Origin of the sequence: Paenibacillus sp. USHLN196 (assembly GCF_037144955.1) — a bacterium.
Lineage (GTDB): Bacteria > Bacillota > Bacilli > Paenibacillales > Paenibacillaceae > Paenibacillus > Paenibacillus xylanexedens_C.
Map to the genome: position 1 here is coordinate 592,290 of NZ_JBBCYH010000001.1, position 26,838 is coordinate 619,127.

Sequence of the window (26,838 nt, forward strand, 5' to 3'; positions counted from 1 at the left end):
TCGCTGTCTGTTACCATCCGATAGCCATACCATCGCCTCTAGGATCTGCTGCGCCGCTAATCATGCCGTCCTCCCGAATGACAATGCCTTGCGACTGTCCCATTATCCCGTCCCACGGCGCTCTGGCTTCAACGTTATGTCCCCACTGGGCAAGGGTTGCACATACGTCATCATGATATCGGTTCTCCACACGCATCGTATCGCCTTCTTCACCCCAGGTACGTCCGTACACCCAACGTGGCAGGCTGATCGCTTCCTGGATGTTGAGCCCGTAATCAAGCACTCCGGTAAGCACCGATAATTGCGTCTGCGGCTGGCCTTCTCCGCCCTGCGTGCCCACGAGCATATAAGGTTTGCCATCTCGTGTAACGAGGCCCGGCATCAGGGTGTGGAATGAGCGTTTGTTCGGTTCCAGTACGTTGGCATCTCTCGGATCTAAGGAGAAAAAAGATCCCCGATTTTGCATAATGACTCCCGTATCTCCTGGAACATAGGCGGCACCGAAGTCGAAATACAGGCTTTGAATGAACGAAACGGCATTGCCTTCGCTATCGACAACCGCTGCATATGCCGTGTCCTGACCTATCGTTTTGGACAAAAATGGCTGTGCCACAGGTGGAGCAGACTGAATCTCATTCCACAATTGGTCTCCATAACCCTTGGATAACAGATGATCCAGCGGAATGTCCCTGAAATCCGGGTCTGTCAGATAACGGTCACGATCCCGAAACGCCTTTTTCACCACTTCCGCCATCAGATGATAGAATTCAGGTGAGGTACGTGCTACAGAGGATAGATCCGTATGCTCCAGCATATTTAACATCATCAGCATCGAGAATCCCTGTGAGTTGGGCGGCATCTGATGAACTTCATAGCCACGATACCCCGTGCTAACGGGTTTCACCCACTCGCCACGATGACCTGCAAAGTCCGCCGGTGCAAGCATGCCCCCATCCTCACGAATAGCCGAAGTCAGACGATCCGCAAGCTCTCCTGTATAAAAAGAGTCTCTTCCCCCCGTCTGAATCAGACGAATGGAGGTAGCGAGTTCAAGCTGAATCAATAGATCGCCTTCCTGCAAAAGTGTACCCAACGGGGCAAATACCGCTCGCAGCGGTGTATGCCCCATAATGAGATCTTCATCCCTTTCCATCCACAGGCGGAGATTTCGGGATACAGGGCATCCTTTTTCCGCATACTGTGCTGCGGGTTCAAGCAGTTGCTCCCACGGTAACTTACCGTACCGGGACCAGACTTCCCACCAGGCATCCACCATTCCAGGGACCGTAATGGCACTAAGCACACCACGCTGGGGGATGGCACTCATGCCCATCGCTTTGAACGTATCGGCATGAATGCCTGCGGCTGAGCGGCCACTTCCGTTATAAGCGGTAATCTCACCGCTGGCTCCATCATGAATCAGGAAGAAGGCATCCCCTCCAAGTCCAGTCATATGCGGATATACCACACCCAGAGCTGCACTGACCGCAACAGCAGCATCATAAGCATTCCCGCCCTGCTGGAGGATAGAACTTCCAACTGCACTCGCCAGATAATGAGGAGAGGTGACCATGACCTCTCTGGAGATTGGCATCTGGTTTAACATAAGGCACCCTCCTTCCCTGCATACACATCCAATGCGGCCTGCACTGCTTCACCGGCAGGTAGTACATGACGATGACGTAATAGAACAGCTTCCAGCGCTCCGAGCACATGAAGTACGTTCTTGCGCTGGCAACTGAATCCCATTGTACCGATCCGCCAGATTTGCCCTTTCAACGGGCCGAATGAACTGGCAATCTCAATGCCGAAATCGCTCAGCAACATGCTGCGCACCGACTCACCATCGATCCCCTCCGGAATCGTGATACAAGTAACCACCGGAAGTTTACTGGACATATCCCCATACAATTGCAGTCCCATTCCCTCAATTCCGGCGACCAACGCACGTTCATTCACAAGATGTCTCTGGAATCTGGCCTCCAATCCTTCCTGCAGCAGAATGCGCAATCCTTCGTGAAGACCGTAGAGCATGGAGGTGGCCTCCGTATGGTGGTTCAACCGTGCTGAACTCCAGTAATCCTGCAATTGGCTCAGGTCAAAATAATTACTGGCAATCGTGCGGCCTTCTGCCCGTGCACTGGTTGCATCTCGCAGTCCGCGTTCAACTGTTTTACGGCTCATCAGTTTCTGCTCCACACGACTGTTGTACGTGAGAGGTGCCATCCCCGAAGGAACAGACAGGCATTTCTGGGTGCCGCCCATCACCGCATCCAGATGCCAGGCATCCGTCTTCACGGGCGTGCCACCGATGGTCGCCACAGCATCTACAACGAGTAATATATCGAGTTCGCGACAGGCTTTGCCAATCTCGGCAAGGGGCTGCATCTGCCCCGTGGAAGTTTCACCGTGAACCATCGCAACCAGACTCGGTTTATGGGTATGGATCGCCTTGATCACTTCTTCCGGATCAAATACCGTTCCCCATTCCGTTTCGAAGAAGACGACCTCCGCACCACAGCGTTCCGAGATCTCAACCAGCAGATGTCCGAATCGCCCATAGATCGGGACGAGAACTTTGTCACCGGGCTGAATCAGACTGACCAACACGGCTTCAATGCCTGAACGGGATGTGCCATCTACTGGATAACACCACTCGTTATCTGTCATATATAGCTCACGCAGCATCGCCATTGTCTCATTCATCAAAGATGTGAACTCCGGGTCAAACTGACCCAGGATCGGAAAGGATAATGCTCTTAGCACACGCGGATCAACCTCAACGGGGCCCGGGGTCATAATGGTCCGCAAGGACGGAGATAACTCTTTATAGTTGGACATCTTCATTCAACTCCCGTAACCGTATTTATAGAGTAGCTGGACCAGAACCCGAAAACCGTGCATCAGATCTGCTTCAGCTGTATATTCAAGTGGATTATGACTAATACCATCCTGGCTCGGCACAAAGATCATCGCTGTCGGACAAGCCGGCTGAAAAATCTGCGAATCATGTCCGGCACCGCTTGGCATGGGCCAGTAGGACAATTGCTCCTGCTCACAGATGTTTTGAATGTCCGAGATCATCTGCGCATTCATGGGGATGGGTGTGACAGATAGATGTTCTTCCCAGTCCAGTCCGAGCTGCTGCTCGGCTGCGATTCGACTAAAAGCCTGGAGCATATCCTGCCAGCAGCGATCAATACTCTCCTGCCGGATATGACGAATATCCAGTGAAAACACCGCCCGGGCTGCAACCACGTTCCCAACACCCGGATCGGCCGTGATTCGCCCAACCGTGGCTACGAGCGGTTCGCCTGCATTCAATGCGATACCTCTTACCGCAGTAATCATCTCGGCAGCTCCGGCAAGTGCGTCTTTGCGCCAGGACATCGGCGTCGTTCCTGCGTGATTCGCTTCCCCGCTTACGGTGATACTGAACCGCTTCTGACCTACAATGTCGGATACGACTCCAATTGAATGTCCAAGACGTTCCAGAACCTGACCTTGCTCAATGTGAAGCTCAATAAAGGCACCGTAATTTTTCGCGGCAGGTCTATATGCACTATCGGGTCCAAAGCCCGCATCACGGATCGCTTGTGCAAAAGTAATGCCGTCTTGATCCTTCAAATGCTCTACGTCCTCGAGAACTGTCATTCCTGTTATACTGCGCGAACCCCAATACGCGAAAGGGAAACGACTTCCTTCTTCCTCACATAGGGATACCACTTGAAGTGTGCGTTTCGGTGCTCCAAAATGCTTCTGTAAATACTCCAATGCAAGGACTCCCGCCACCACACCGTATGCACCATCATATTTACCGCCGTGCACCACAGTATCAATATGTGATCCGGTCACAATCGGTAATGCTTCTGCACCAGTTGTTGATTCCTTGCCCTCGCCCTTCAATGTGCCATATAGATTACCAGACTGGTCAAACTCGGGAGACAGCCCTTTCTCCTGCATCTTGGCTGCGAGGGCGTGCTGTGCTTCACACCAAGCCGAGTCATATAACAGTCTTGTAACGCCACCCTGTGCATCCGCACCATATGTCGAGAGCCAGTCAAGCATGGCTTGCAGCTCCACCTGTTCCACATTCGGCCAAGGAATAGGCGGATTATTCGTACCGGATGATCGGTATACTCCAGACTCTGTCATGGCGTCTCCTCCGTTCCCACCTCGATGGGACTTGAGGAGTAGGCTACGATGTGCCGCCCGATAGGTTCAGGAGATAATCCGGATTCCGAGTTATATACCTCCTGCCCACGGCAGAACACGTCTGTAATGCAACAGTTAAATGTACGTCCCACATAGGGGCTCTGTTTATGCATATAGAGCAAATCCTCCGTGTTCAGGGTTGTGCTCTTCTCCCAGTCAATCAGGACCAGATCTGCATCCTTGCCAATCGCAATCTCTCCTTTGCTCTCCAGACCAAGCCTTCTGGCAGGTTGCAAGGAGAGCACTCTTCCGAGCAACGGGAGGTCGATATTGCGCTGAAGATGTCCGTCCTCCAGCATGATCAACAATGTGCTTTGTGCTCCGGATATACCGCCCCAGATTTCAAAAAAATTATCGGATAGTTTCATGGATGGCGGACATGGAGAATGGTCTGAAGCAATAACATCAATTAATCCTGACGTCAGTGCATCCCATAACTGCTCCTGTTCGGAGGAGCTGCGAAGAGGTGGAGCACATTTTGCTACAGCTCCCAATCGGACCACATCCTGATCGGTCAGTGTCAGATAGTGAGGACACGTCTCCGAAGTGACGTCTTGCCCACGTCGTTTTGCCGCTGCAATCAAGTCCAGCGCTTCCCGGGTGCTAATATGCACAAAATGCAGCGCACAACCGGTCAGTTCACTATACTTCAACGCCCGGGCAACCGCGACGACTTCAGCTTCAACAGGACGGGACCGGATATAATCCATCGGTTCAGTCTTTCCCTCCGCAATGCTTCTCGCAGCGAGTTCGGCAACGATGCCTTCGTCCTCTGCATGAAGTGCCAGCACACGGTTTAATTTTGCAATTTCATGCATCCCGTCCAGCAGTGTACGGTCATCAGCTCTCGCAAAAATGTCTTCCCCTTCTCCACCCGGCTCGGACATAAATGCCTTGAATCCGGCAGCACCCAACCCTGCCAGTGGAGCAAGTTCATCACGATTGCCGGGAACCAAGCCTCCCCAGAACGCATAATCGACATAGGATTGGTCTGCGGCTGCTTTCTTTTTCATCTCCCATGCTTCCGGCCGTGTGGTTGGTGGTACGCCGTTAAGTGGCATATCGACGTAGGTCGTGATTCCCCCGGCGGCAAGAGATGCCGATCCAGACCTAAATCCCTCCCAACTGGCGAGTCCGGGTTCATTGAAATGCACATGAATGTCCACCACGCCCGGCATAGCCGTAAGGCCATCAGCTTCAATGATCCGAGTCGCTTCGCCAGCGGCGAGCTGCGTGGATATCGCTGTTATTTTCTCACCAGTAATGCCGATATCCAGTTCTTCTACGCGATCTTTCAGCACCACCCGGGCCCCCCGAATGATGGTATCAAATGTTGTCATGTGGATGACCCTCCCCTGAATCAGAACCGGATGTGTGCATTTTCAGCTTCCCCGGTATGTACTGTAACCTCCTGGAGCAATCAATAACGGAATATGGTAATGGCTTGATGCATCAGATACGGCAAAACGAATTGGAACGACCGTCCACAGTGCCTGCCCCAACTCTTCCAACGAACGCTGTGCGTAATAACTCTCGACATGGAATTGAAGCTCATATATCGCTTGCTCCAACTTGCCTCCATCCAGCAGCGGCGCATCCAAACGCCCATCCGCATTTGTTACCGACTCAGCAACTTTTATCTTGATTTCCTGCTCTCCATCCCTCTTCAGGATATACAGTTCGATCCGAACACCCGCAGCAGGGACGCCTTTGGATGTATCCAGGACATGTGTTGTAATTCGTCCGCCAGATATCGACATTAGACGTCACCTTCTTTCGAGGAATCACGGCCGTCTGCTCCCAGATCATCTCTTGTCATCGAGAAACCCTGGAATCCGTATGGCGGTCTCGGCTCGGTAAACACTTTGCCTTCCCCCTCTTTTACTTCCTCCAGCACCGTCTCCCAGGTCCGATTGTTGGATTCAAATGAAACCTCACTTAACTGCTCAAATCGAATTAACAATCTTCGTCCAATCTGATAGATCAGATGTTGAATAGAAGCGGATCGACACTCATGAAATACAGCAGCAGCCAAATCTCTGACTTGTTCCGCCGCCACATACCGTCCGCGCTGATCGTCGATGCCATCCCTCGGATTTTCATAACGCCAATTGATGTTCAGGAATATAAATAACGGTCGATCCCTTGTCTCTGGAAGAGTGGTATATTCATCCTGCATGAATCCGGCAAATTCACTGCCTTTGACCTTGATTAGTCTCAGATCGGCTACACCACTGAAATGGTTGCTCAGTTCAATCAAGCCACTGGTTCGTTCTGCTTCCACGGCAGCTGTCGCGCGATCGTTCTGCGAATAACGAAATACGAGCGCACTCGGTCGATAGCTTCCTTCCAATCCAATCGGTATATCTTCAAAAGGAATCTGGTCCGCTGTCATCTGAACCTTGGTCATCTGCGGATACGTCTCCAGAAAACGCCGACTTACCAGTGCAAGAAATCCTTCCACCGTTGCCCCTGTGTATTCCGCTGCATGTGTGAGAATGAAGTTTTTCATTGAATCGGTTGCCACCACCAGCGAATTATCCCCTTCTGCAAAAGAAGGTAAGAATTCATCGCCCTGCACAGCAACCTTAATGTTTAATCCAAACAGAATATTACTGCGTCCCATGAACGGAGATTCCGGGATCGACTGTATGCCCGTCAGCGGCTTGGCGTAGGAACGATACATCCACACATCCCCTTTGCCGTAATACATGGTCCGCTGCTGCACTGCGGCTGCCTTGCTCACGAACTCATGTTCATGACCGATCTGTGCGAGCCACTGCTCCAAGCGAATACCTGCAATTTTGAATACTTCCTTTAAGGCAGTCTCGAATTCTTCTTCCCTGCCTCGGCGATGACGTTGCCGCATGGATTCGAGGATGGAACTTGCGGTATGGCCTTTGACGGCCAATATGAATGGAAAGCCAAATTGGCTTGTATATGCTTTGTTTAATTGTTGAAGTTCGTTGAATTGTTCCTGTGAAAGTGAATTTAGCCCTGCACCAGCTTGTTCCTGTACGGAATTGCTGCTCATGCTGATTCGTGCCCCAAGATCCGGGTGATTTCGAAGCAGTTGCAATTTCACCTGGTCATCCGATGCCTGAACCACACTCGTCATCACATGCATCATCTGTTCAAACGAATCGAAAGGTCGTGAAAGCCCGGAACGCTCAGCTACCCACGGTGATTCCTCAAATAAGCCGCCAAACGTATGCACGAACTGTGTGATAGACCAGTTGTTAACAAGTTTAATTAAGTCGCTCATGTTAGAACCTCCGGTCTGTTGTGGATTATTGTTCTTCATTCTAAGTGCCGTTCAATGTCGCGACAACAATATTTACGCAATTTTGTAATATAACATAACATCAGAGTTGCGATTTGTTTGCTATGCACGGCAAGGACATCTTTCGTTATCCTCAAACATAAAGAAACCGCACTCCATCAAGGGAATGCGGTTCCTGGGGGTCTAACTCGGTAGCATTGTCATGTTGCACAATGTGTGGTTTAGAGTTGGACATTGTGTGGTCTTGCAGCTGCTTTGTCCCGCACGAACTTGCGGAAGGTAAATACCAGCTTTAACTTAAGAAGGTCATTCGTTTTCTTAAAGTCCATTTGCAGCAAGCTGCCGACTTTCTCCATCCGATAAGTGACCGTGTTGCGATGCACAAACAGTTGCTTGGCAGCTTCATTGATCAGTCCATCATTCTCGATAAAGGACTCCAATGTATTCATCAATACCTGATTGGGGTCACCGTCCCTGGCAAGTAACGGTTCAAGTACTTTATTACAGTAGTTCTCCATGATGTTATCCGGTACGTGTTGGAACACATAGGCAAATTCGAGCATTTCAAATTGCAACGCACGGTCTTTCATGCCGAACCGACGAGCCAGTTGTCGTGTATCCAGGCACTCCTGGTATGCTTCACGGAGCGATTTGGGCTCATGTTTCATTTTGCTGATCCAGAAGCGTGGAGCCGGTGCTCCTTTCGCTTCTTGTGCTGCCAGAACATCACCGAACCGGCTCAGCAGAAAACTGGACAGCTCTTCTCCATAATCTCGCCCTGTTGGACAGGTGTAGATCGACAGAATGCCATCCTCGATCTGAAAATGCTGTGAGGCCGTGAATTGCATCAGCGGATTGTATTGCAATTCGCGATGAATCTGTTTAAGTAGCTTTCCCTCGGCAAATACAGTGGGTTCAAGCGTGATCAGCACACACTGATAGGTTCCCTGGAACAGATGGACACCTTTGTTCTCACTCATGGTGGTTAATTCCTGAACGGTCATTTTGTTATCCAAATACTGTGTAAGCAGTGTGCGCATCTCATCCTGCACGGTCGGATTAATGTGCTCACGATAGGTCATATCCATATAGAAGGCCAGTACATCGGCAGCCTGCTGGAACAATTCTTCTTCTGCTCGAAGCGATAGGGCTGAATCCGTAAATACAAGCAATGATCCGTATTCTTCATCATTTTGCTTAATCGGTACGCGGTGACAGCTTCCTTGATTCCATTTCACTCGATGCATGACGGATTTCCATGGCCATCCCTGAGTTACCGCATCCCCTGCAATGCCTTCACTGCCATAGAGCACATGTCCACGAGAACCAATGACTGCAAGCGGATAGTTCAACACTGTGGCAAGTTCGGCAAACACATTCCGGTGGGGCTGCTGTTGCAGCGCAAACTGCATTAATTTCTTTTGCTTCTGCACGACCTCATGCAGCAATCGGTTACTGCGTTCATGCTCAGCCTTGAACAAGGCATTCATCTGGTCGGAGAAGGTAAATTGAAAGGGAAGTTCAAGGAGCGGCAATCGAAGTCGATCAGCTTCCTCGACAATACCTTGGGGAATGGACTGCCAGAAACGTCCCAGCTTGATGCCGAGTCCTGCACAGCCGCGTTCATTCAAGCGTCGCATCAAACGTAATGCATCCGTCTCACTATCTTTCATAATAAAAGCGGTGGTGAACAGCATCTCTCCGGATTTGATCCAATCCGCGATATCAGGAGCGTCCATGACATTAACGGATTTCATCATCCGTGAAGTCCCTTCTCCACCAGCAACCAGTTTGGCCTCTGACAACGGGTATACCTGTAAAGCCTCTTTAACGGTAAGTTGCATGGACACTACCTCCCATATATATAACACGATATAATCTTATTCTGAATACCGAAACTAATTTTTTGCATAATTTTTCTAATTAAATCCATATTCATGTGTTTAACTTTTATTTGTTGTTAAGTATTATAACATCAATTTTCTAAATAAAGCTTACACGGTAAAAAAATAAAACCCATGACCTAATTACAGCGCACTTCCCTGTAATCGGCATAGGTTTTATAAGTTACTATGATCCACATAACGTTGAAGTAATCCATTTACACGATAACGGAGAGGGCAGAAAAAACCTGAAAAAGCGAAGCGTTCGCCTTTATCCCCGGATTTTCCCCTTTAAAAAAGGGAATCGAAAAAATCTGGGGATAACAGCGATTGGAGGGTTGTTCTGTCATCGTAGTGTCAGTGTAAATAACTTTTAGTTCAACTACGATCAGATCTCCAATGTTTCGTGATTCATCCATAATTTCATGCGGGATAATACTTCTTTGATATTCAGTGGTTTGCTGAGATAGTCCGAAGCGCCTGCTGCAATACATTTTTCCCGATCCTCTTTCATGGCCTTGGCTGTTAGCGCAATAATCGGAAGCTGGGTCATGCCAAGCCGTTCACGGATCTGTCGAGTGGTCTCATAGCCATCCAGTTCCGGCATCATGATATCCATCATGATGAGATCAGGCGTTACTCCTCCGCGTTCCAACAGTTCCAGACACTCGTATCCGTTCTGCGCTGAAATAACATTCATGCCGTATTGCTCAAGAGCGTTAGCTAGTGCATATACATTACGTATATCATCATCAACGACAAGCACTTGGCGTCCGCTGAGCAACGCTTCTTCCAGAGGTGTTAATAACACATCCGATGGAGCTGTGGTCAATGAAGGGAGTTTGTTGATCTCCGGAGTGGTGCTAGCCACCTCATTCAGGAACAACCGGGATGTGTGCATGGTCTCAGGCTCATCCATTCTCAGTGGCAGGAACAGCGTGAATACACTGCCATGCCCTTCACGGCTTGTTGCTGAGATAGAACCTCCCAGCAGAGTCGCAAGCGATTGAGAGATGGACAAGCCTAGCCCTGTCCCCCCGTATTTACGAGCTGTTGCTCCGTCCGCCTGCTTGAAGGCATCGAAGATCTGCAAGAGTTTGTCATCTGCAATCCCGATACCCGTATCACTAACGGAGAAAGCAATCACATCTGTCTCTTGGCCTTTGGCTTCCGGATGAGCCAGACTCATGCTGGAGATCGTTAAGGCAACTTCACCCTCACTGGTGAACTTGAATGCGTTGGAGAGCAGATTTCGAAGAATCTGGTGCAATCTCATCTCATCAGTCACGATCGTTTCCGGCAAAGGACTTTGGAGCTGAATTCGGAAATCTATTCTTTTCTGCTCCGCTGTTTTCAAGAAATACTGATTCATGACTTCTGGCAGACTACCCAGATAGACATCATCGAAATCCACTTCCATCTGCCCGGCTTCCACCTTGGATAGATCCAGAATATCATTGATCAGACTCAGCAGGTCTTTACCTGACTTGTGAATGACCGAAGCATAGTTCTGCTCTTCACTATTCAGGTTTTGATTTTTATTTTCAGACAATATTTCGGATAAAATCAACATGCTGTTAAGCGGTGTCCGCAGTTCATGGGACATGTTGGCCAAGAATTCGGATTTGTACCCCGAACTAGTTCGAAGCTGATCTGCTACAACCGAGAGTTCATTGGCTGATGTCTCTGCAACATTCTTCTGTACTTCCAGGCGATCATTAAGCATATGAAGTTCTTCGGTCTGCATTTGCAGCTCCTCCGTCTGAGACAGCATCTCTTCGGTCTGAGCCTGAAGTTTCTCCGTTTGTGCCTGTAATTCTTCATTCAGAACTTGTGACTCGTCATACAAATGCTGTAACTCCATACGAGTGACGGTGGAGTGTAGTGAAACACCAAAAATCTCCGTCAGTTCTTGCATCAATTTCATGTCTTTCTCTTGCATTGGATTCATTGAGGCAAGTTCAATTACCGCAATCGTTCTGCCTTCGAACAGGACCGGCACAACAGTAAGTGATGTGGCAGATGCATGTCCAAGACCAGATGAGATTCGGATATAGTTTTGAGGCAGATCATTCATGCGCAAGACTCGCTTCTCCACAGCGCTTTGTCCGACAAGTCCCTCACCCGGGGCAAGCGACACTTTACCGAGCGAACGTTCTTTCTCTCCATCCGCAGCATATGCAGCTACCCGTAACAGTCGATTGTCTTTCCAGTAATATAGGACGCTATAAGGCACTTCAAACTGGATGGCAAGTTCGTTCAGGAACAAACGTGACAATCCCTCCAGATTGGTTGGGTTCTGCAAGAGTGTAGCAATCCCCGTAATTTGATCCTTGATGCGATTCTGTTCCTGCACTTCATCCAGCAACTTGTTGGTTTCATGCCCCAGGTCACCCACTTCATCATGGGTTCGCACCTGAATTCGCTGCTTCAGGTTTCCACCTTTGGAGATATCGCTGATCGTTTGCATAACATCACGTAACGTTTTGACAATATTGCCTGAAATTACGAACGCAGCGGTGACTGATAATGCTGCAATTATCCCCCATAACGTATACATTATCGTCAGTAGTGTGGAACTTCGTCTGGCGAGATCGGTTACTCTTGCTTCCGTCAGAGCAATTTCTGTGTTACGGAAGGTCGTAAGCTGAGATCTCAGCAGATCGATTTCCGTTTTACCCGGGTCAGATTGGAAGAACGCAATAACCTCGGCTTGATCACCTTGCTTTTTTAAGTTGACCGACGGTTCCCCAGCGATCTCAATCCAGCGTGTAATATGTGCTTTGATATTCTCCAGACTCTGCTGCTGTGAAGGATTGTCACTAATGAGAACATTCAACTGATCATAGTTGGAATTCCACTGGGAGAGGCCTTGGGAATAAGGCTCTAGGTAACTTTCATTGCCTGTAATCATGAATCCACGCTGCCCTGTTTCCATGTTCAAGACATTTTTTTCAATCGCGTTGGTCAGATTATGTACTTCCAGATCATGATGACTGATAAAATCATTTTCCTTCTGCAAGACATTAATTTGGGCCGTAAGAACCAGCAAGACAGCACCAAATAAAACCACAACAACAAGATAGCCCAAGAGAATTTTGGAGCGTATCGTAAATCTTCTCGTTTTTGACAACGCGGAAACCTCCAAATATATACGAATCCTATTCCATTTCAATACACCTGTTGCTTATGTAGTTTATATGTATACGTATAGCCTGACAAGCTTTAAGTTCATCGATTTGCATTAGAAAAACGACCTGCTTAGGCAGGTCGTCTTCATCAATGATTTTTATTCCTCATTTAGGCTGATTTTAGGCCTTTGGAGCGATCATTTTGGCTGGATCGACATACTGATCAAATTGCTCTTCGGTAAGCAGGCCCGTTTGTAACGTTGCCTGTTTTAAAGACAAGCCTTCTTTATGTGCAAGCTTCGCGATTTTGGCTGCATTCTCATAACCAATGTGCGGATTGAGCGCTGTAACCAGCATAAGCGAATTGTTCAGATTATATTCAATCTGATCCAGGTTAGGCTCGATGCCTACCGCACACTTGTCATTAAACGCAATAATGGAGTCCGCCAGCAGTTGCACGGATTGCAGGAAGTTATAGATGATAACCGGTTTGAATACATTCAATTCAAAATTACCCTGGCTTGCCGCGAAACCAATCGCTGCATCATTCCCCATGACCTGCGTCACCACCATGGTGATGGCTTCGCTCTGAGTTGGGTTAACTTTACCTGGCATAATGGAGCTGCCTGGCTCATTCTCCGGAATCCGGATCTCTCCCAATCCACTGCGAGGACCACTGGCTAACCAGCGTACGTCATTGGCGATTTTCATCAAGTCTGCTGCAAGCGCTTTAACAGCACCGTGCGCATACACAACTTCATCATGACTTGTAAGTGCGTGGAATTTGTTGGGTGCAGATACGAAATCTTTACCTGTATGCTTGCCAATCTCCTTGGCAGTGAAATCCCCAAAGTCAGGATGTGCATTGATTCCGGTTCCGACAGCTGTACCGCCGATCGCGAGCTCCTTCAGATACTGCACACTTTCACGAATCATGCGCTCGCTCTTGCCCAGCATGGCTTCCCAACCACTGATCTCCTGGCCCAGTGTAATCGGTGTAGCATCCTGAAGGTGAGTACGTCCAATTTTGATAATATCCTTGAATGCATCCGACTTGTCTGCAAAAGTGGCTTTCAATACCGCAATGGCCGGCAAGAGTTGATCTTCAACAGCCAGAACACCTGCGACATGCAGCGCCGTTGGGAATGTGTCGTTGGAGCTCTGGGACATGTTCACGTCATCATTTGGATGCAAACGCTCTTCCTTGCCCTTCTGCTCCAGAAGTTGGTTACCCAGATTAGCAATGACTTCGTTCACATTCATATTGGATTGCGTTCCGCTACCGGTCTGCCACACAACCAGAGGGAAATGGTCATCAATTCGACCTGCAATAATCTCGTCTGCTGCATAAGCAATCGCATCAGATTTGGCCGCAGATAATTTACCTAATTTATGGTTACTGGCCGCAGCACTTTTTTTCAAAATGGCAAGGGCACGTATAACTTCCATCGGCATATGTTCACGGCCAATCGGAAAGTTCTCCTTACTGCGCTGCGTCTGAGCTCCCCACAGCCTGTCGGCTGGTACTTTCATTTCGCCTAACGTATCTCTCTCAATGCGGTATTCCACTTGCTTGTCCTCCTCCAAAAAAATGGTTTGGGTCTCTACAAAGCTTGTGTATCTCGTCATATTATACATGATTTACGAGCAGGTTTTCACCTTTTCGACAAAATTGTAAGCGCAACGCAAAACGAGCGTGAATTTATTTTTGTGACGCAATTGGATACAGTCGGCTTGTCTGTTCGAACAATTCGCCTGGCTCCAGACCAATCAAACCAATTTCTTCCGCCGGGATGCCTTCAACATTCGGGGCATTAACCAGGTTCATCTGAGGTTCTGGACAGAAGAAATCGCCACCCATGTTATTGTTCCAGATCATCCAGTGCTTGTAAGATGTACCCACATCATATATAAGTTTGTCTCCAGTACGATGATCCGTAAGTTCCATATAGTTACGTCCATTCTGAGGCTCTGCGGTGTAATGATTATCCATAGCCGCAAAGAACGGACTAACTCCGTCTTTCTTCAACTGTTCTTCTTCTGGTGAAAGCGGTTGAAATTGTCCTGTTGGCAGGGAACGCTCATTCAATTCACGACGTTGTCCAATCGTAATTTTGGCCGTGTAATCCGAGGATTGGCTGTCCGGTGCAAATGGTACAGCAATCGCGGTGTGGAATGCAAACAGATTAGGCATGTATTCCTTTCCGTTGTTACGAACGATCAATTGCTGCTGAAGTCCTTGGCTACTCAAAGAGTAACGAAGCGTTACCGTGAACGTAAACGGCAGGTACTGATGGAATGTATGTCCTTCCTTCACGTCCTGGCTAAGCAGCACATAACTCTCCAGCTGGTCCGATCCATATCCTTCTATCTTCCACTCGGCATCATGTAAGAACCCATGCAAATGGTTGCCTGTTGCGGGTTCGTTCACTGGCAGTTGATAGACTTTACCATTCCAAGGAAAACGTCCATCTTCATAACGGTTCGGTGGGGAAAGAATCGGAATTCCATAGACCGCAGGTGCAGCCATGAACTCATCCATTTGATCCTGATCCGGCTCTCTCAAGTAACGGAATCCCTTTTCTGTATCACGGAAAGCGACGAGGTTGGCACCCACGCTTGGAATAACTGCCGCTTCAAATTGATTAAAACGAAGCCAAACGGCCGGAATCCCTCCAAATTGTTCTTCAAATGCTGCGTTTTGCTGTGTCATCGTTATATGTACCTCCTGCATACTAAGGTTATATTATACGGCTCGACTATATCATGCCCGAGCACAAAATACCAATCTATGATAGAGAACAAATTCATGATGGAAACACAAAAAAGGCAGAAAAAAGACAGCTGCAATCCGCTGCGGCTGTCTCGGGTACCATTCATATCAGGGTTCAATCAATCCACATATTTGCCGTGTTCCGGGACAGTGCTCTCTTCAAAGTCCAGATCAAGCTGCTTCAGGGACTCACTCAGCATATCACCGCTTAAAGCATGCCCATGCCCGGTAATCACAAGTTTCGGCTCGAGATGCCTTATATGCTGAACCGATTGATGAGCAGCATGCCAATCGGTGGTGAAATAAGACGGTGGGCCATGCAACTGTTTGTCCTGAAGCAACACACTCCACAGCGATTCCTGCTTCACTGTGATGATCGCATCTCCCGCAATCAGCAAACGATCAGCTTCCCGAAAAAGCGACACATGTCCAGGGGTATGACCTGGCGTATGAACCCATTCCCATCCTGATACGCCAGGGACGGAATGATCTTTGGGTAAGCTGAATACCCGATCATCCAGATTGATTGCCTCATTGGGATAAGCGAATGACAACCTGGACATTAGACCTCCACCTACAGAAGGGTCCGCTGGCGGGTAGTCTTTTAACCCCGTTAAATACGGAATTTCAAGCGGGTGAGCATACACAGGTACACCCCAGAATTGTTCCAGTTCGATAACGGTTCCGACATGGTCGAAGTGACCATGAGTCAATATGATCGCAGACGGTGGACCTTGAAAACGTTCTGCTGCAATCTGAACAATATGATCAGTGAATTTCGCCATTCCGGTGTCCACGAGGACCCAGTTCCTGCTTCCTGGCTCTCCGATGAACACGACATTAACGAATAGTGTGCGCAGACTCAGGATATCGGGCGCGACTTCTTCAAGCCCCGTCAACCCTTCTGTTATCAGATTGTCAGATGCCATTCACGGTTACCTCCCATTAGGCGGATTGTCTCTCTGGTTCCATTCATCTCGTAGACTTCCCTTTTCTGGATCATCTATTCAACATTTCCAATAAAATAGACGGTATACACCCTGTTTCGGGCATACACCGTCTAGTATAGTCATCGACACGCCACAATAGAACAAGAACATCTCGGCCTGTTAAGCCGGATATGCCTCCAATGCAGCATCAAGCAATTGATTGTACAAGTCGTCATCATTCTCAAGCAGCTCGTCCATACGCATCAGTTCATCTTCATCTCCGGATTGTTCCGTGAAATGCAAGCTATAGTCCCAGTCTTTTCCGTTCTTGCTCATGAAGGTAATTTCATACACTGACTTTCCACCTTCTGTACGGAAAACGGTATTCCCCACAAAACTTTTTTCATCTTCACGGCGCATTTCAGCACTTATAATCTCAATATTCACAATCATTCTCTCCTTTAATCTCTCATCTACAGTGGTTCTCCAACATTTTTGGTAAACCTAGTTTGGTAATTATTATTGGTTAATTGTACAATATATATCGTAGCAACGTATACCTTATTCAATGAAGGAACCCTTCTGAGTCCTTACATAGTTGTAATGAGGACTATAATAGCCAACAAGCTACGATATTATTATCACATTGGAGGAAAAAATAGCATGAATACTTTCGAAACGAATCTGCAGCAATATGCTGAACTGGCTGTTCAAGTCGGTGTCAATGTCCACCCAGGACAGACGCTCGTGGTTAACGCTCCAATCTCGGCAGCACATTTTGTAAGACTAATCGTCAAAGCCGCTTACGGTAAAGGCGCCAAATTGGTTAAAGTAAACTGGAGCGACGAATCGGTTACCCGTCTTCATTACGATCTTGCCCCTGATGAAGCTTTCTCCATTGAACCGAAATGGTTTGCTGCTGAAATGACTGAACTCGTTGAAGAAGGCGCCGCAGTACTGCACGTCATCGCTGAGAATCCGGATCTGCTGAATGGTGTCGCTCAGGAACGGATCATTACTAGCCAGAAAGTGCGCGGCAAAGCGCTTGAAAAATATCGTTCTTATCAGATGGCTGACAAATTCAGCTGGTCTATCGTGGCCGTTCCTTCTCCTGAATGGGCAGCCAAAGTGTTCCCGGATCTTCCGGAAGCACAGCAAGTGGATCGCCTGTGGGATGTTATTTTCAAAACGGTACGGATCGGTGAGCAGGATGCTGTTGCCGAATGGAAAACCCATTTGCAAAACCTGGATTCCCGTGCTGATCTGCTGAATAACAAGAAATACAAAAAGCTTCACTACACAGCTCCAGGCACAGACCTGACCATCGAACTTCCAGAAGGCCATATCTGGGTATCCGGTGGAAGTGTGAATGAACAAGGGCACGTCTTTATTGCCAATATGCCTACGGAAGAAGTATTTACAGCTCCACTGAAAACCGGTGTTAACGGCACAGTGCGCAGCACGAAGCCACTGAGCTACGGCGGCAACCTGATTGACGGATTCTCCCTCACATTTGAGAACGGTCGAATTGTAGATTACACCGCTGAGCAGGGACTGGATGCACTTAAAAACCTGATCGAGATGGATGAAGGTGCACACTATCTGGGTGAGGTAGCCCTTGTTCCACATCAATCACCAATTTCCGATACGAATATTTTGTTCTACAATACCCTGTTTGATGAAAATGCCTCCAACCATTTGGCTATTGGTAATGCCTATGCCTTCTGTCTGGAAGGTGGCAAAACGATGTCCAAAGAAGAGTTGATTGAACGTGGTATGAACTCCAGTCTCACTCATGTAGACTTCATGATTGGATCCGGAGAAATGAACATCCACGGCGTGACCTCCGAAGGCGCGGAAGAGCCGATCTTCCTGCAAGGAAACTGGGCATTTTAAAACGGTTTGATGTGATTAGGAGAGAGGAGTTTTTACTCCTCTCTTTCCTGCGTCAACAGATCGACATTCAATCATTGGAGGGAACACATATGTTAAGTTTTGAACAAAAACTGGATCGTTACGCTGAACTTGCTGTAAGAGTAGGGGCTAACGTTCAGCCCGGGCAAGTATTTGTTATCAGTGCGATGATTGATACCGCTGAATTCGTACGCTTGCTGGTGCGCAAGGGATACGAAGCTGGCGCCAAGCAGGTTATTGTAAAATACGGAGATGAAACCGTAAATCGCTTACGGTTTGAAATGGCTCCTGAGGAATCATTCCAAGAGCCACCCAAATGGCATGCGGCGGAGCTTGAAGAACTGGCAGCCAATAATGCAGCCTTCCTGACGGTATTATCATCCAGCCCGGACCTGATGAAAGGGATTGACCCGGAGCGGATCTCGACCCATCAGCGTACATTTGGTCAGGCAATGGCCAAGTACCGTCAGTATCAGCAGGCGGATAAAATGAGCTGGACTGGCGTAGCTTGCCCTTCACCGGATTGGGCAGCCAAAGTATTTCCGGATCTCCCTGCTGCTGAGCAGGTTAGCCAGTTGTGGGAAGCCATTTTTGCTGCGGTGAGAGCCGATCTGGAGGACCCTGTAGCAGCTTGGGAACAGCACATCGAACGACTGGAGACCAAAGCCGTTGCACTGAATAACAAGAAGTACCAGGCACTGCACTTCCTCTCTCCGGGGACGGATCTTACTGTCGAGCTTCCAGAAGGTCATATCTGGGCGCAGGCGGGTAGTGTGAATGAGCAAGGTACACCTTTTGTTGCCAATATCCCGACAGAGGAAGTATTCACCGCCCCAGCCAAGCATGGCGTTAACGGTAAGGTGTCCAGCACCAAACCGCTCAGTTATGGCGGCAGTATCATTGATCGTTTTTCACTCACATTCGAGAACGGACGCATCATCGATTTTCATGCTGAAGAAGGTCAGGATACGCTGGAAAGACTTATCTCCATGGATGAAGGGTCGCACTACCTTGGCGAAGTTGCTTTGGTTCCCTTCCATTCCCCGATCTCCGAGAGCGGCATCCTGTATTACACTACATTGTATGATGAGAATGCGTCGTGCCACCTTGCGATCGGCAGTTCCTATGCATTCAATATCGAAGGTGGCAAAACGATGTCTCCGGAAGAACTTGCAGCCCGTGGCATGAACACCAGCATCACTCATGTGGACTTCATGATGGGCTCTCCCGAGACAGACATCTACGGCATCACGGCAAGCGGCGAACGTGAAGCTATCTTCCTTAAGGGAGACTGGGCATTCTAACGGATACGGATGAGTTCTCTCCCGTAATGCATTTTCACTGAACAGTCGTAAAGGCTGTCTTGCAACCATGTGTTCACGGTTGGCAAGACAGCCTTTTATTAATTTTCTGCAAACTGTCCCCGAGGCTACACGTACTCTCCTCATTTGGTTTTTCTCGGACCAACCTCCCATTGTATCGTTTCCATATTATGTTGTAAAATGTAATGATACCAATGTTTGTGGAATGTTCACCAGAAAGGAGAACAAAATGGCCAATCGGCTCCAGTTACTACTCGCCTCAGATTTCCATAATTTAGGATCTGTACTTCAGGAAGAAGTGTATTATGAATATTATAATATGGTACATGGTCTTATCGTTTATATCATCAAGGAACGTGCTGCAGCAGAAGATATTATTCAGGAAGCTTTTATCAAAATCATCAAAAACAAACCCCTCTTCGAAGACGAGGTCAAACTGAAAGCTTGGCTCAAAGTCGTCACGCGGAACACAGCTATTAATTATCTGAGAAAAAATAAAAATAACCGTAACCAATTGGACACGGATAGTGTTTTTATAGATATGGAGACGATGAATCAGACAGCAGCTTCCGTAGAAAGCATGGTGGAGACGCAGATGATGGAAGAGTCCATTGAATATTATCTCGGACAGCTCAAACCGGAATATCGTGTATTGGTGGAGTTACGGTGGAAAAAAGGTCTCTCCTACCGGGAGATGGCCGAGCTGCTGGACACCTCCGAAGACATTGTGAAGCAACGCTTGTTCAGAGCCCGCGGCAGTATCAAGAAGAAATTACATAAGGAATGGGGTGGAAGCATTGAGCAACGGCAAGTCCGATAAGCATGTGGAGCGATTTGATTCAGAGCTGGAAGACGAATATTTCGACGCTGCGTTTGACTTGGCTTTTGACGAAGCTTTCCATCAGGCTGTCTCTGCCCCTTCCGCTTCCCATACCGAATCTATGAAGCAATCGTGGCAGAAGGTACACAAGGAAATTAACAGAATCGGTTTACGTAAAAAAAGAATACGTACTTTACGACTGTCTGTCGTAGTCGCTGCATCTGTAATGATCGGAGCGGTCATATTCAGTTTGCCTTCTGGAACACAAGCCGTTTCCCCTTTTGTGCAATCCATCAAGGATTGGGGCAATGGCATGAAATCCATTATCATCGAGGATCGCACTACCCATCTGGGGGCTGATCCGTCAACAGCCAAAACGCCACCACCACCGGAAACCAGCTTAGACGACATTCTTAAAGCACAAGAAGAAGAGGCTCTGAATACACCTTCGTATGAGTTATCGAGCCACCTTCTTCGTCCAGTACTTGTTACGGAAGAGATCGCACGCGAAGGGTTCATGGGTGACTTTCTGTTATCCAAGGCCATTCCCGAGAGATTCAACAAGGTCAAATTCGAACTCGTGCTCGATACGGAAAACCCTGTGAATCCAGACGATTATTATGAGTCCACACAAATGAGAGTTCAATATACCAGTGAAGGCAAGAGCATAGAGGATGAGATCATCCAGTTTGATTATGTCTATGTCATGCCTGGGGAGAAAATTGAAGGGGCCATGCTACGTGATATGAGCACCGTAAAGCTGGCGGACGGCACGGAAGCACTGATGTATATCGGCCCACCCTATAACTCCTTTCAGTGGATGATGGGTTCCAACAATATGAGTCTGTTTGGCACCCTTTCGGAAGAAGAAATGACTGCTATTGCCAACGATTTTCAAGAGCAGAAGTTTCCCGGCAGCACCCGTCGATAAGATCAAAATAACACGGTGCCAGAGACATGTTTGATTGTATCAGTGGTGCTTCCATCATACGCTGTATGAATACTGGTAACGCGATAATAATATCCTGGCATAACGGTCCAATCCGATGTGGCATTCAGTAAGTTTGTATTCGTTGCATTGTTGGAATTGGTTTTAAAAGTTACCCATGCTGTTCCTGTCCAGCGCTCAAGTCGATAATCTACGGAAAGTGTCTTCACTTCTACATATGTCGTGGTCTTTGTATTGACGATGGCGGACAGGCCTCCTCCAGGGATAATTGCACCGACCGCCTGATAGATATGTCCTCGTTCCCGAGTGGTAGCAAACGATTGGATGGATGGTTCTGGCGGCGGTGGAGGTGTAAGTGCACCAGAGGACACGTTAATAACCGGACTTGCAACGGCTGATTCGGCCGTAGATATAGCCAGGATCGCTGGCACCATTAACAAGGCAGCAAGGGTAATTCTTAGTATAGATGATGCACTCTTCGTTTTCATTTTCCGCATATTGATCCATCCTCCGCTTCCATACTTGATTTTGTGTAAGGGTATAAACGGACGGATCGGGTGACAGGTTTCAAAAAAATTTAGACGCTCCGATATTTCTGTCGGAAGCGTCTTTTGTCTTTTTTATACATTTCCAGCATTGTGAAACCTAAATTATTCCAGTCCGTATGTATTGGGTAATGTATGCACGGAAGCATATTAACCATCTAGATTTGCAAATGAGGTGTATAACTTGAGTAAACTTCAATTCAAATCCAGAAGGCATCGTCACAGCTCCAATCCAAATGAATTACACATCGAAGTTTCCAGCGCGTTCAAACGTCGGCTTGTTATCCTGATGAGTGTGCTTACCGTCGGGACCTTAATATATTTATTGGCTACAGCCCGAGAAAGCTGGATAAGTATGGGGATTGACCGCTATGCATTGCCCTTTGTGATCTGGGTACTTGTACTGTCCCCCATCCTTGCTGTTCTTTTCCTCAAACAGAGTGGCCGTACCCTTTCCCATGTCAAAACCTTACGTGTGTTCGGGATTGCTTTCTTCCTTCTGCCTTTGGCACTTCTGTTTTATGTGTTACCCGTAACACTTGGTATGGTGAATGATCATCTGACCCAGTATAAGCAAAATCCGGTGTTATCCACTACTAAGGTGAGGGCTTACAATTCTTACGAGGTTACTTTCGTCGATACGCATATGTATGCCATCATCACCATCAAGACACCGACAACAACCAAATCTACTCGAAAAAAATTGAATATCCAGCATGATCTCGCTCCTGGAGAAAATGTTTACGTCACTTATAAGCGAATTTATATCAAAAATAGCTTGGTCACGGAGAACCGTTATGCCGATATTGTCATTCATGCACCCAAAGAATCATGAGCATGCAAAGAAGCTGTACGATGACATTACGCCACCATACAGCTTCATTCATTACAATTTTGATCTGGCTAAGCGCCTTCCTCTTCAACCAACAGTTCAAGCTTAATCACATTGACACGAGAAATTCGCTTATGCTCTGTCTCTTGAATGACAAATACATACCCACCATACTCAACTGATTGACCGATCTGGGGTGGAATCGCATCTACTCTAGAGTATAGCCAGCCTCCAATGGTATCGTAATCGGCACGATCCATCTCGAGTCCGAATCGTTCACTGACTTCTTCAATCAGCATCAATCCATCAATGGAGTATTCCATCTCATCCACTTGCTCGATGACAGGTCGCTCCTGATCGAACTCATCCTGAATCTCGCCTACAATCTCTTCCATGATATCTTCCAGTGTGACAAGCCCGGAAGTTCCTCCGTACTCATCAATCAGTATAGCAATCTGTGTCTTGCTACGCTGCATACGCTTGAGCAGATCACTGATCAGCGTGGTATCTGGCACAGCCAGAATGGGCCGGATTACGGAGATGGTATCCGTAAGTTGGGATCGCATCAGATCCTTAATGTGGATAAAGCCGATAATATGATCCTTGTCTCCGTTATATACCGGATACCGGGTTCTCATGCTTTCACTGGCAATCTCCAGATTCTCCAGCATGGACTGATTGGCATTCAGACAGATCATTTCCGTCCGCGGAATCATAATTTCACGGGCGGTTGTATCCGTAAAATCAAATATATTATCAACAAGTGCTAATTCAGTATTGTCAATTAAACCGCTCTTATTGCTTTCTTTCATCAGAATACGTATTTCATCTTCGCTATGCGCATCGTCAACCTCCGAAGCAGGTGCCATTCGGAACATTCTCAGCAAGCCATTAGCCATACCGTTCAGTGCCCAGATGAATGGATACATTAACTTATAGAAGAACGTTAGCAGGGCTGCAGACCACAGCGTGATTGTCTCAGACTTGCGAATCGCCATCGTCTTGGGAGCAAGTTCGCCCAGTACAATATGCAAGATTGTAATAATTACAAATGCAATGGCAATGGATATCCCATGTACATAGACCGGACCCAATCCCAATGCGGTAAACATAGGTTCTAACAGGTGTGCAATCGCCGGTTCACCCAGCCACCCAAGTCCCAGTGATGCCAGAGTTATACCTAATTGACAAGCAGACAAGTACGCGTCCAGATTGCGTACGATATTGGAAGCATAGATGGCATTTTTGTTTCCTGTTTCCACCAAAGCCTCAATCCGGCTTCCACGAACCTTCACCATCGCGAATTCCGCAGACACAAAGAAACCATTCATTAATACAAGCAAACCAATTAATACTAAATTCATAATACTCGGTAAGGGGTCACTCAAATTGTCATCCTATTCGCCGTCATTCTTCGGCAAATAGGTCCACCTCCTTCGAAAATGTAGGATATTTGCCATTCTGCCGTTCATATGCAGTTTCAACTTCCCAATGCTTCCACCTCCACCGTGTTCTGTCGAATAACAAAGATATGCTTCTTTTATTATATAATTCTACACTACACAGTCAATCCGTGTCCTATGACAACGAAATGGCACAAACGCCTTATTTCTTTTACAAAAGTCTCGATTACGCTGTTTTTTTAACATTTTAGAAATAAATAACGGATTACTCCCCTTAGGTTTTAATCACATGTCTTGAGGTACCCATCCATTCATCAGTATCAAGGGCCCCCTTGCTCTAAGAATGCCGCTAGTGCTCAACGAAAAAGGAGCAGCCTATCAACCTTCAGACTGCTCCACGATTTTCGTACTCCTGTTCCCTTAGTTGAATACATGATTCTGTACTCAGTTGCCGTAAGTAATTACTCTTTGAGGTTAATTCTCCATTCTTCATCCGGATTTTTTGTAGTGTAATTCCATACGTACAGATCTAGATCTTTGCCCTTGAAATCTTTGTACATCTCGATATGCTTATTGTCCGAGTCAGTGAAATATAGCGGTATTAAGTAATGTTTTTCTTCCCTATCAAGAAAATAAGTTTGGTTAATGCCGCCGAAATTGGTATCTGGGCTTTTAGATTCTACGTACAGGTTACCGTCCTTAATATAATAGGTCCAGATTAAAGGATACCCTTCATAATTGCTTGTAACGGTCTGTGAATGCGTAGAAATATCCGTTAGACGAATAGAAGCCTTACTCCCTGCATGCTCATCCACTCGATCCTTAGCGATTAAAGTCATCGGTTTTCCGGATAGAGAACTTACATCCATGAGAATGGAATCCGACTGCTCAAACCGCAGTTCTGTTCGATTCGGATCCATCTTACCATCAAGAGAAACATAGCCATCCATAATCTCGCCGTTGACTTCCAATTGATAAGTCCGGTAAGGCAACCTATAATAGTCTTCCTGATGATCAATCGATACTCGAATTTGTGTTGGTGTTACTACCAATCCACTTATACTTGCCTCCTCCGGTAAAGAATGCAATGGAATATCCATCTTCTCCTTATATGTGCCCGTATCCATCTGTTGACGTGATAAGGATAGATTCAAGCTCCATGTGCCTTCCGTCCGTTCTTTTTCATGAGTATATGCGAAGGTGAAGCGGTCCCCTTTTTTAAACTGCTGTTCGTTAAATATCTGTCTGCTAGAGTACTCACTCGATGCCCCCCCTGTACCATAGACAGGACTTTCTATTTCCTTTATAACGTCTTCTTTTTGATCATAAGCCATAATTCTTGCCCAGGTCTGTCCCTTCATCTCTGGATCTGTGAAGGTTACTGCGGAATTAATCATAATTTGACCTTCAGCATATTCAAAAGATTGAACTTCTACTGCTTCTATCCCATTTTTCTGTATATTAAACTTCTGCGTGCTCGAATCTTGAGGGTTTAGGGTAATCTCCTCCTGAAGATCTTGCAAGTACCGAACATCTGTAATGGAGAACTGAAGGTCAGATTGTTTCTCTTCCATAACCCAGTCTGTCTCGAAATATCCTTGAAACACGCCCTGCTCTTCGTTCCATTGTTGATAGTAGTGCCCTTCGATAGGCGTTCCATGGCTATCCTTAAGGACCATTTGATCATATCTGATCTCTTGTCCTTCTGTTTTTAATTCTGGTTTCACTGTATACAGGAGTACGGTCCGGTTATCATCTACAAACGCGTTATGTACCATCAATGTAACTCCATGAGCTGTTACGCTTTGTTCAATGAGCTGGCCATACCCAGCTTGAAGAGACGTATTAATACCTGACTTGTTGGACAAGACATCACTCCAATCGTATTGGAAGGCTGCATATACGGGAGTTGCCATGACAGCTACAGATACACCCAAGACGATCGCTGCCTTCATGTTCCGTCGTTGCGGCCTATTAGTAATCTCATCGATTAGTCTCGGCTCTCCCATTTGAATACTGTTGAACATTTTATCGAAATCCGGATACTCCAATGGATTAGAATGCTTCATATGATTTTTAACTTTATATTCTATTGAATTCATAAGTACTATCTCCTCTCATTTTAACCTTCTCGTAGTTCTCCAGTTTTTTTCGCATCAGCTTAAGAGCCTTATGCAGTCTTGTCCGAACTGTGCCTTGACGTATCTTTAAAGTCTCTGCAATCTCGGCAATCGTGAGATCGCCAATATATCGCAAGATTACTACACTAAGCAGCTTGTCTGGTAATTTCTGCAACTGTTCCTCCAATTCAGCAAATGAAAGCTTAGCCATCACGATCGTATCAACCGGATCTGTGGTAAGGACTTTTTGTTCATGCAGCAATTGTAGCTTGTTTCGGTTCTCATTTTTTACTTTGTTCTTTCGAATGATGTTAAGACAATGATTCATGGCGATACGCATAATCCAAGTTTTTAGATACGTCACATTTCTCCAATCCTGACGGAATACAGTAATAAACACATCATGACATACATCCTCTGCATCTTGGATATTCTTCAGCATATACAGACAAGTGCGATATACATCTTTGTTATACTTATGGAATAGTTCATGCTCGGTCACCCCCGGCACTCCTTTCTTGTTGAGATATATTATAGACACATTAGGATGGACAATTATTCACTTTTTTTAATCGCGTCTATTCTAACTCGCTAGACTCCAGTTAAAAACCAAAAAAGAGAGCTTATTTGCTACCTTCTAATTTATATATTAAAGTAACCGAAAGAGAGCATCCCACACATGCTTCATCATGGCGGGATACTCTCTTTTTAATGAACTG

At 47.0% G+C, this 26,838-nt stretch carries 21 protein-coding genes; 5 read left to right on the forward strand and 16 right to left on the reverse strand.

All coding sequences use genetic code 11. The features are described from left to right. Positions 1–10: 10 nt before the first annotated feature. The 12 genes from ggt to WFI24_RS02575 all read right to left on the reverse strand — a co-directional run bounded on the left by ggt (position 11) and on the right by WFI24_RS02575 (position 16,667). The gene (gene ggt / locus WFI24_RS02520) at positions 11–1,606 is read right to left on the reverse strand and encodes a gamma-glutamyltransferase (RefSeq protein ID WP_336758494.1); all 1,596 of its coding nucleotides are present in this window, start codon (positions 1,604–1,606) and stop codon (positions 11–13) included. Beyond that, on the reverse strand, positions 1,600–2,841 hold the full coding sequence (locus WFI24_RS02525) for a pyridoxal-phosphate-dependent aminotransferase family protein (protein WP_336758495.1): 1,242 nt from the start codon (positions 2,839–2,841) through the stop codon (positions 1,600–1,602). The genes ggt and WFI24_RS02525 overlap by 7 nt, the downstream gene beginning before the upstream one ends. A 6-nt stretch (positions 2,842–2,847) precedes the next feature. Beyond that, positions 2,848–4,155 carry a Zn-dependent hydrolase gene (locus tag WFI24_RS02530; RefSeq protein ID WP_336758497.1) on the reverse strand — a complete coding sequence of 436 codons (1,308 nt, stop codon included), beginning with the start codon at positions 4,153–4,155 and terminating at the stop codon, positions 2,848–2,850. Next, positions 4,152–5,555 (reverse strand): allantoinase AllB, encoded by a 1,404-nt coding sequence (gene allB / locus WFI24_RS02535; protein WP_336758499.1) that lies wholly within the window; start codon positions 5,553–5,555, stop codon positions 4,152–4,154. The genes WFI24_RS02530 and allB overlap by 4 nt, the downstream gene beginning before the upstream one ends. A gap of 42 nt (positions 5,556–5,597) precedes the next feature. Then, on the reverse strand, positions 5,598–5,975 hold the full coding sequence (gene uraH / locus WFI24_RS02540; protein WP_336758501.1) for a hydroxyisourate hydrolase: 378 nt from the start codon (positions 5,973–5,975) through the stop codon (positions 5,598–5,600). Next, positions 5,975–7,480, reverse strand: coding sequence for a factor-independent urate hydroxylase (pucL, locus tag WFI24_RS02545; RefSeq protein WP_336758503.1), 1,506 nt, complete (start codon positions 7,478–7,480; stop codon positions 5,975–5,977). The genes uraH and pucL overlap by 1 nt, the downstream gene beginning before the upstream one ends. A gap of 239 nt (positions 7,481–7,719) precedes the next feature. Next, positions 7,720–9,342: a PucR family transcriptional regulator gene (locus WFI24_RS02550; protein ID WP_336758504.1), complete on the reverse strand. Its 1,623-nt coding sequence runs from the start codon at positions 9,340–9,342 to the stop codon at positions 7,720–7,722. 427 nt (positions 9,343–9,769) lie between these two features. Continuing rightward, positions 9,770–12,514: a CHASE3 domain-containing protein gene (locus WFI24_RS02555; protein ID WP_336758506.1), complete on the reverse strand. Its 2,745-nt coding sequence runs from the start codon at positions 12,512–12,514 to the stop codon at positions 9,770–9,772. 178 nt (positions 12,515–12,692) lie between these two features. Beyond that, positions 12,693–14,081, reverse strand: a complete 1,389-nt coding sequence (gene fumC, locus WFI24_RS02560; protein WP_336758508.1) for a class II fumarate hydratase — start codon at positions 14,079–14,081, stop codon at positions 12,693–12,695. 133 nt (positions 14,082–14,214) lie between these two features. Beyond that, complete coding sequence (locus WFI24_RS02565; RefSeq protein WP_336758509.1) at positions 14,215–15,225, reverse strand: aldose 1-epimerase; 1,011 nt, start codon at positions 15,223–15,225, stop codon at positions 14,215–14,217. Between the two features lie 179 nt (positions 15,226–15,404). Beyond that, positions 15,405–16,214, reverse strand: a complete 810-nt coding sequence (locus WFI24_RS02570) for an MBL fold metallo-hydrolase (RefSeq protein WP_336758511.1) — start codon at positions 16,212–16,214, stop codon at positions 15,405–15,407. 180 nt (positions 16,215–16,394) lie between these two features. Beyond that, on the reverse strand, positions 16,395–16,667 hold the full coding sequence (locus tag WFI24_RS02575; protein WP_442956182.1) for a hypothetical protein: 273 nt from the start codon (positions 16,665–16,667) through the stop codon (positions 16,395–16,397). A 210-nt stretch (positions 16,668–16,877) separates the two neighbouring features. Here WFI24_RS02575 and WFI24_RS02580 point away from each other — a divergent pair, with 210 nt between their 5' ends. The 4 genes from WFI24_RS02580 to WFI24_RS02595 all read left to right on the forward strand — a co-directional run bounded on the left by WFI24_RS02580 (position 16,878) and on the right by WFI24_RS02595 (position 21,201). Further along, positions 16,878–18,110, forward strand: coding sequence for an aminopeptidase (locus WFI24_RS02580; RefSeq protein WP_145321925.1), 1,233 nt, complete (start codon positions 16,878–16,880; stop codon positions 18,108–18,110). Positions 18,111–18,199: 89 nt separating this feature from the next. Then, positions 18,200–19,432: an aminopeptidase gene (locus tag WFI24_RS02585; protein ID WP_336758515.1), complete on the forward strand. Its 1,233-nt coding sequence runs from the start codon at positions 18,200–18,202 to the stop codon at positions 19,430–19,432. A 247-nt stretch (positions 19,433–19,679) separates the two neighbouring features. After that, on the forward strand, positions 19,680–20,270 hold the full coding sequence (locus tag WFI24_RS02590; protein ID WP_336758517.1) for an RNA polymerase sigma factor: 591 nt from the start codon (positions 19,680–19,682) through the stop codon (positions 20,268–20,270). Further along, positions 20,248–21,201, forward strand: a complete 954-nt coding sequence (locus tag WFI24_RS02595) for a hypothetical protein (RefSeq protein ID WP_336758520.1) — start codon at positions 20,248–20,250, stop codon at positions 21,199–21,201. The genes WFI24_RS02590 and WFI24_RS02595 overlap by 23 nt, the downstream gene beginning before the upstream one ends. 2 nt (positions 21,202–21,203) lie before the next feature. Here WFI24_RS02595 and WFI24_RS02600 read toward each other — a convergent pair whose 3' ends face one another. Next, entirely contained in the window at positions 21,204–21,716 is a 513-nt protein-coding gene (locus WFI24_RS02600) for a hypothetical protein (RefSeq protein ID WP_336758522.1), read from the reverse strand. 232 nt (positions 21,717–21,948) lie between these two features. Between WFI24_RS02600 and WFI24_RS02605 the strand changes: the two genes are divergently transcribed. Beyond that, positions 21,949–22,599, forward strand: a complete 651-nt coding sequence (locus tag WFI24_RS02605) for a hypothetical protein (protein WP_336758523.1) — start codon at positions 21,949–21,951, stop codon at positions 22,597–22,599. Between the two features lie 68 nt (positions 22,600–22,667). On the opposite strand, the gene WFI24_RS02610 is transcribed toward WFI24_RS02605, so the two are convergent. The 3 genes from WFI24_RS02610 to WFI24_RS02620 all read right to left on the reverse strand — a co-directional run bounded on the left by WFI24_RS02610 (position 22,668) and on the right by WFI24_RS02620 (position 26,621). Beyond that, positions 22,668–23,960, reverse strand: a complete 1,293-nt coding sequence (locus WFI24_RS02610; RefSeq protein WP_145324090.1) for a hemolysin family protein — start codon at positions 23,958–23,960, stop codon at positions 22,668–22,670. Between the two features lie 500 nt (positions 23,961–24,460). Beyond that, positions 24,461–26,101 (reverse strand): DUF4179 domain-containing protein, encoded by a 1,641-nt coding sequence (locus WFI24_RS02615; RefSeq protein WP_336758525.1) that lies wholly within the window; start codon positions 26,099–26,101, stop codon positions 24,461–24,463. Beyond that, entirely contained in the window at positions 26,082–26,621 is a 540-nt protein-coding gene (locus WFI24_RS02620) for an RNA polymerase sigma factor (protein WP_336758527.1), read from the reverse strand. Before WFI24_RS02620 ends, WFI24_RS02615 begins: the two co-directional genes overlap by 20 nt. Positions 26,622–26,838 lie beyond the last annotated feature (217 nt).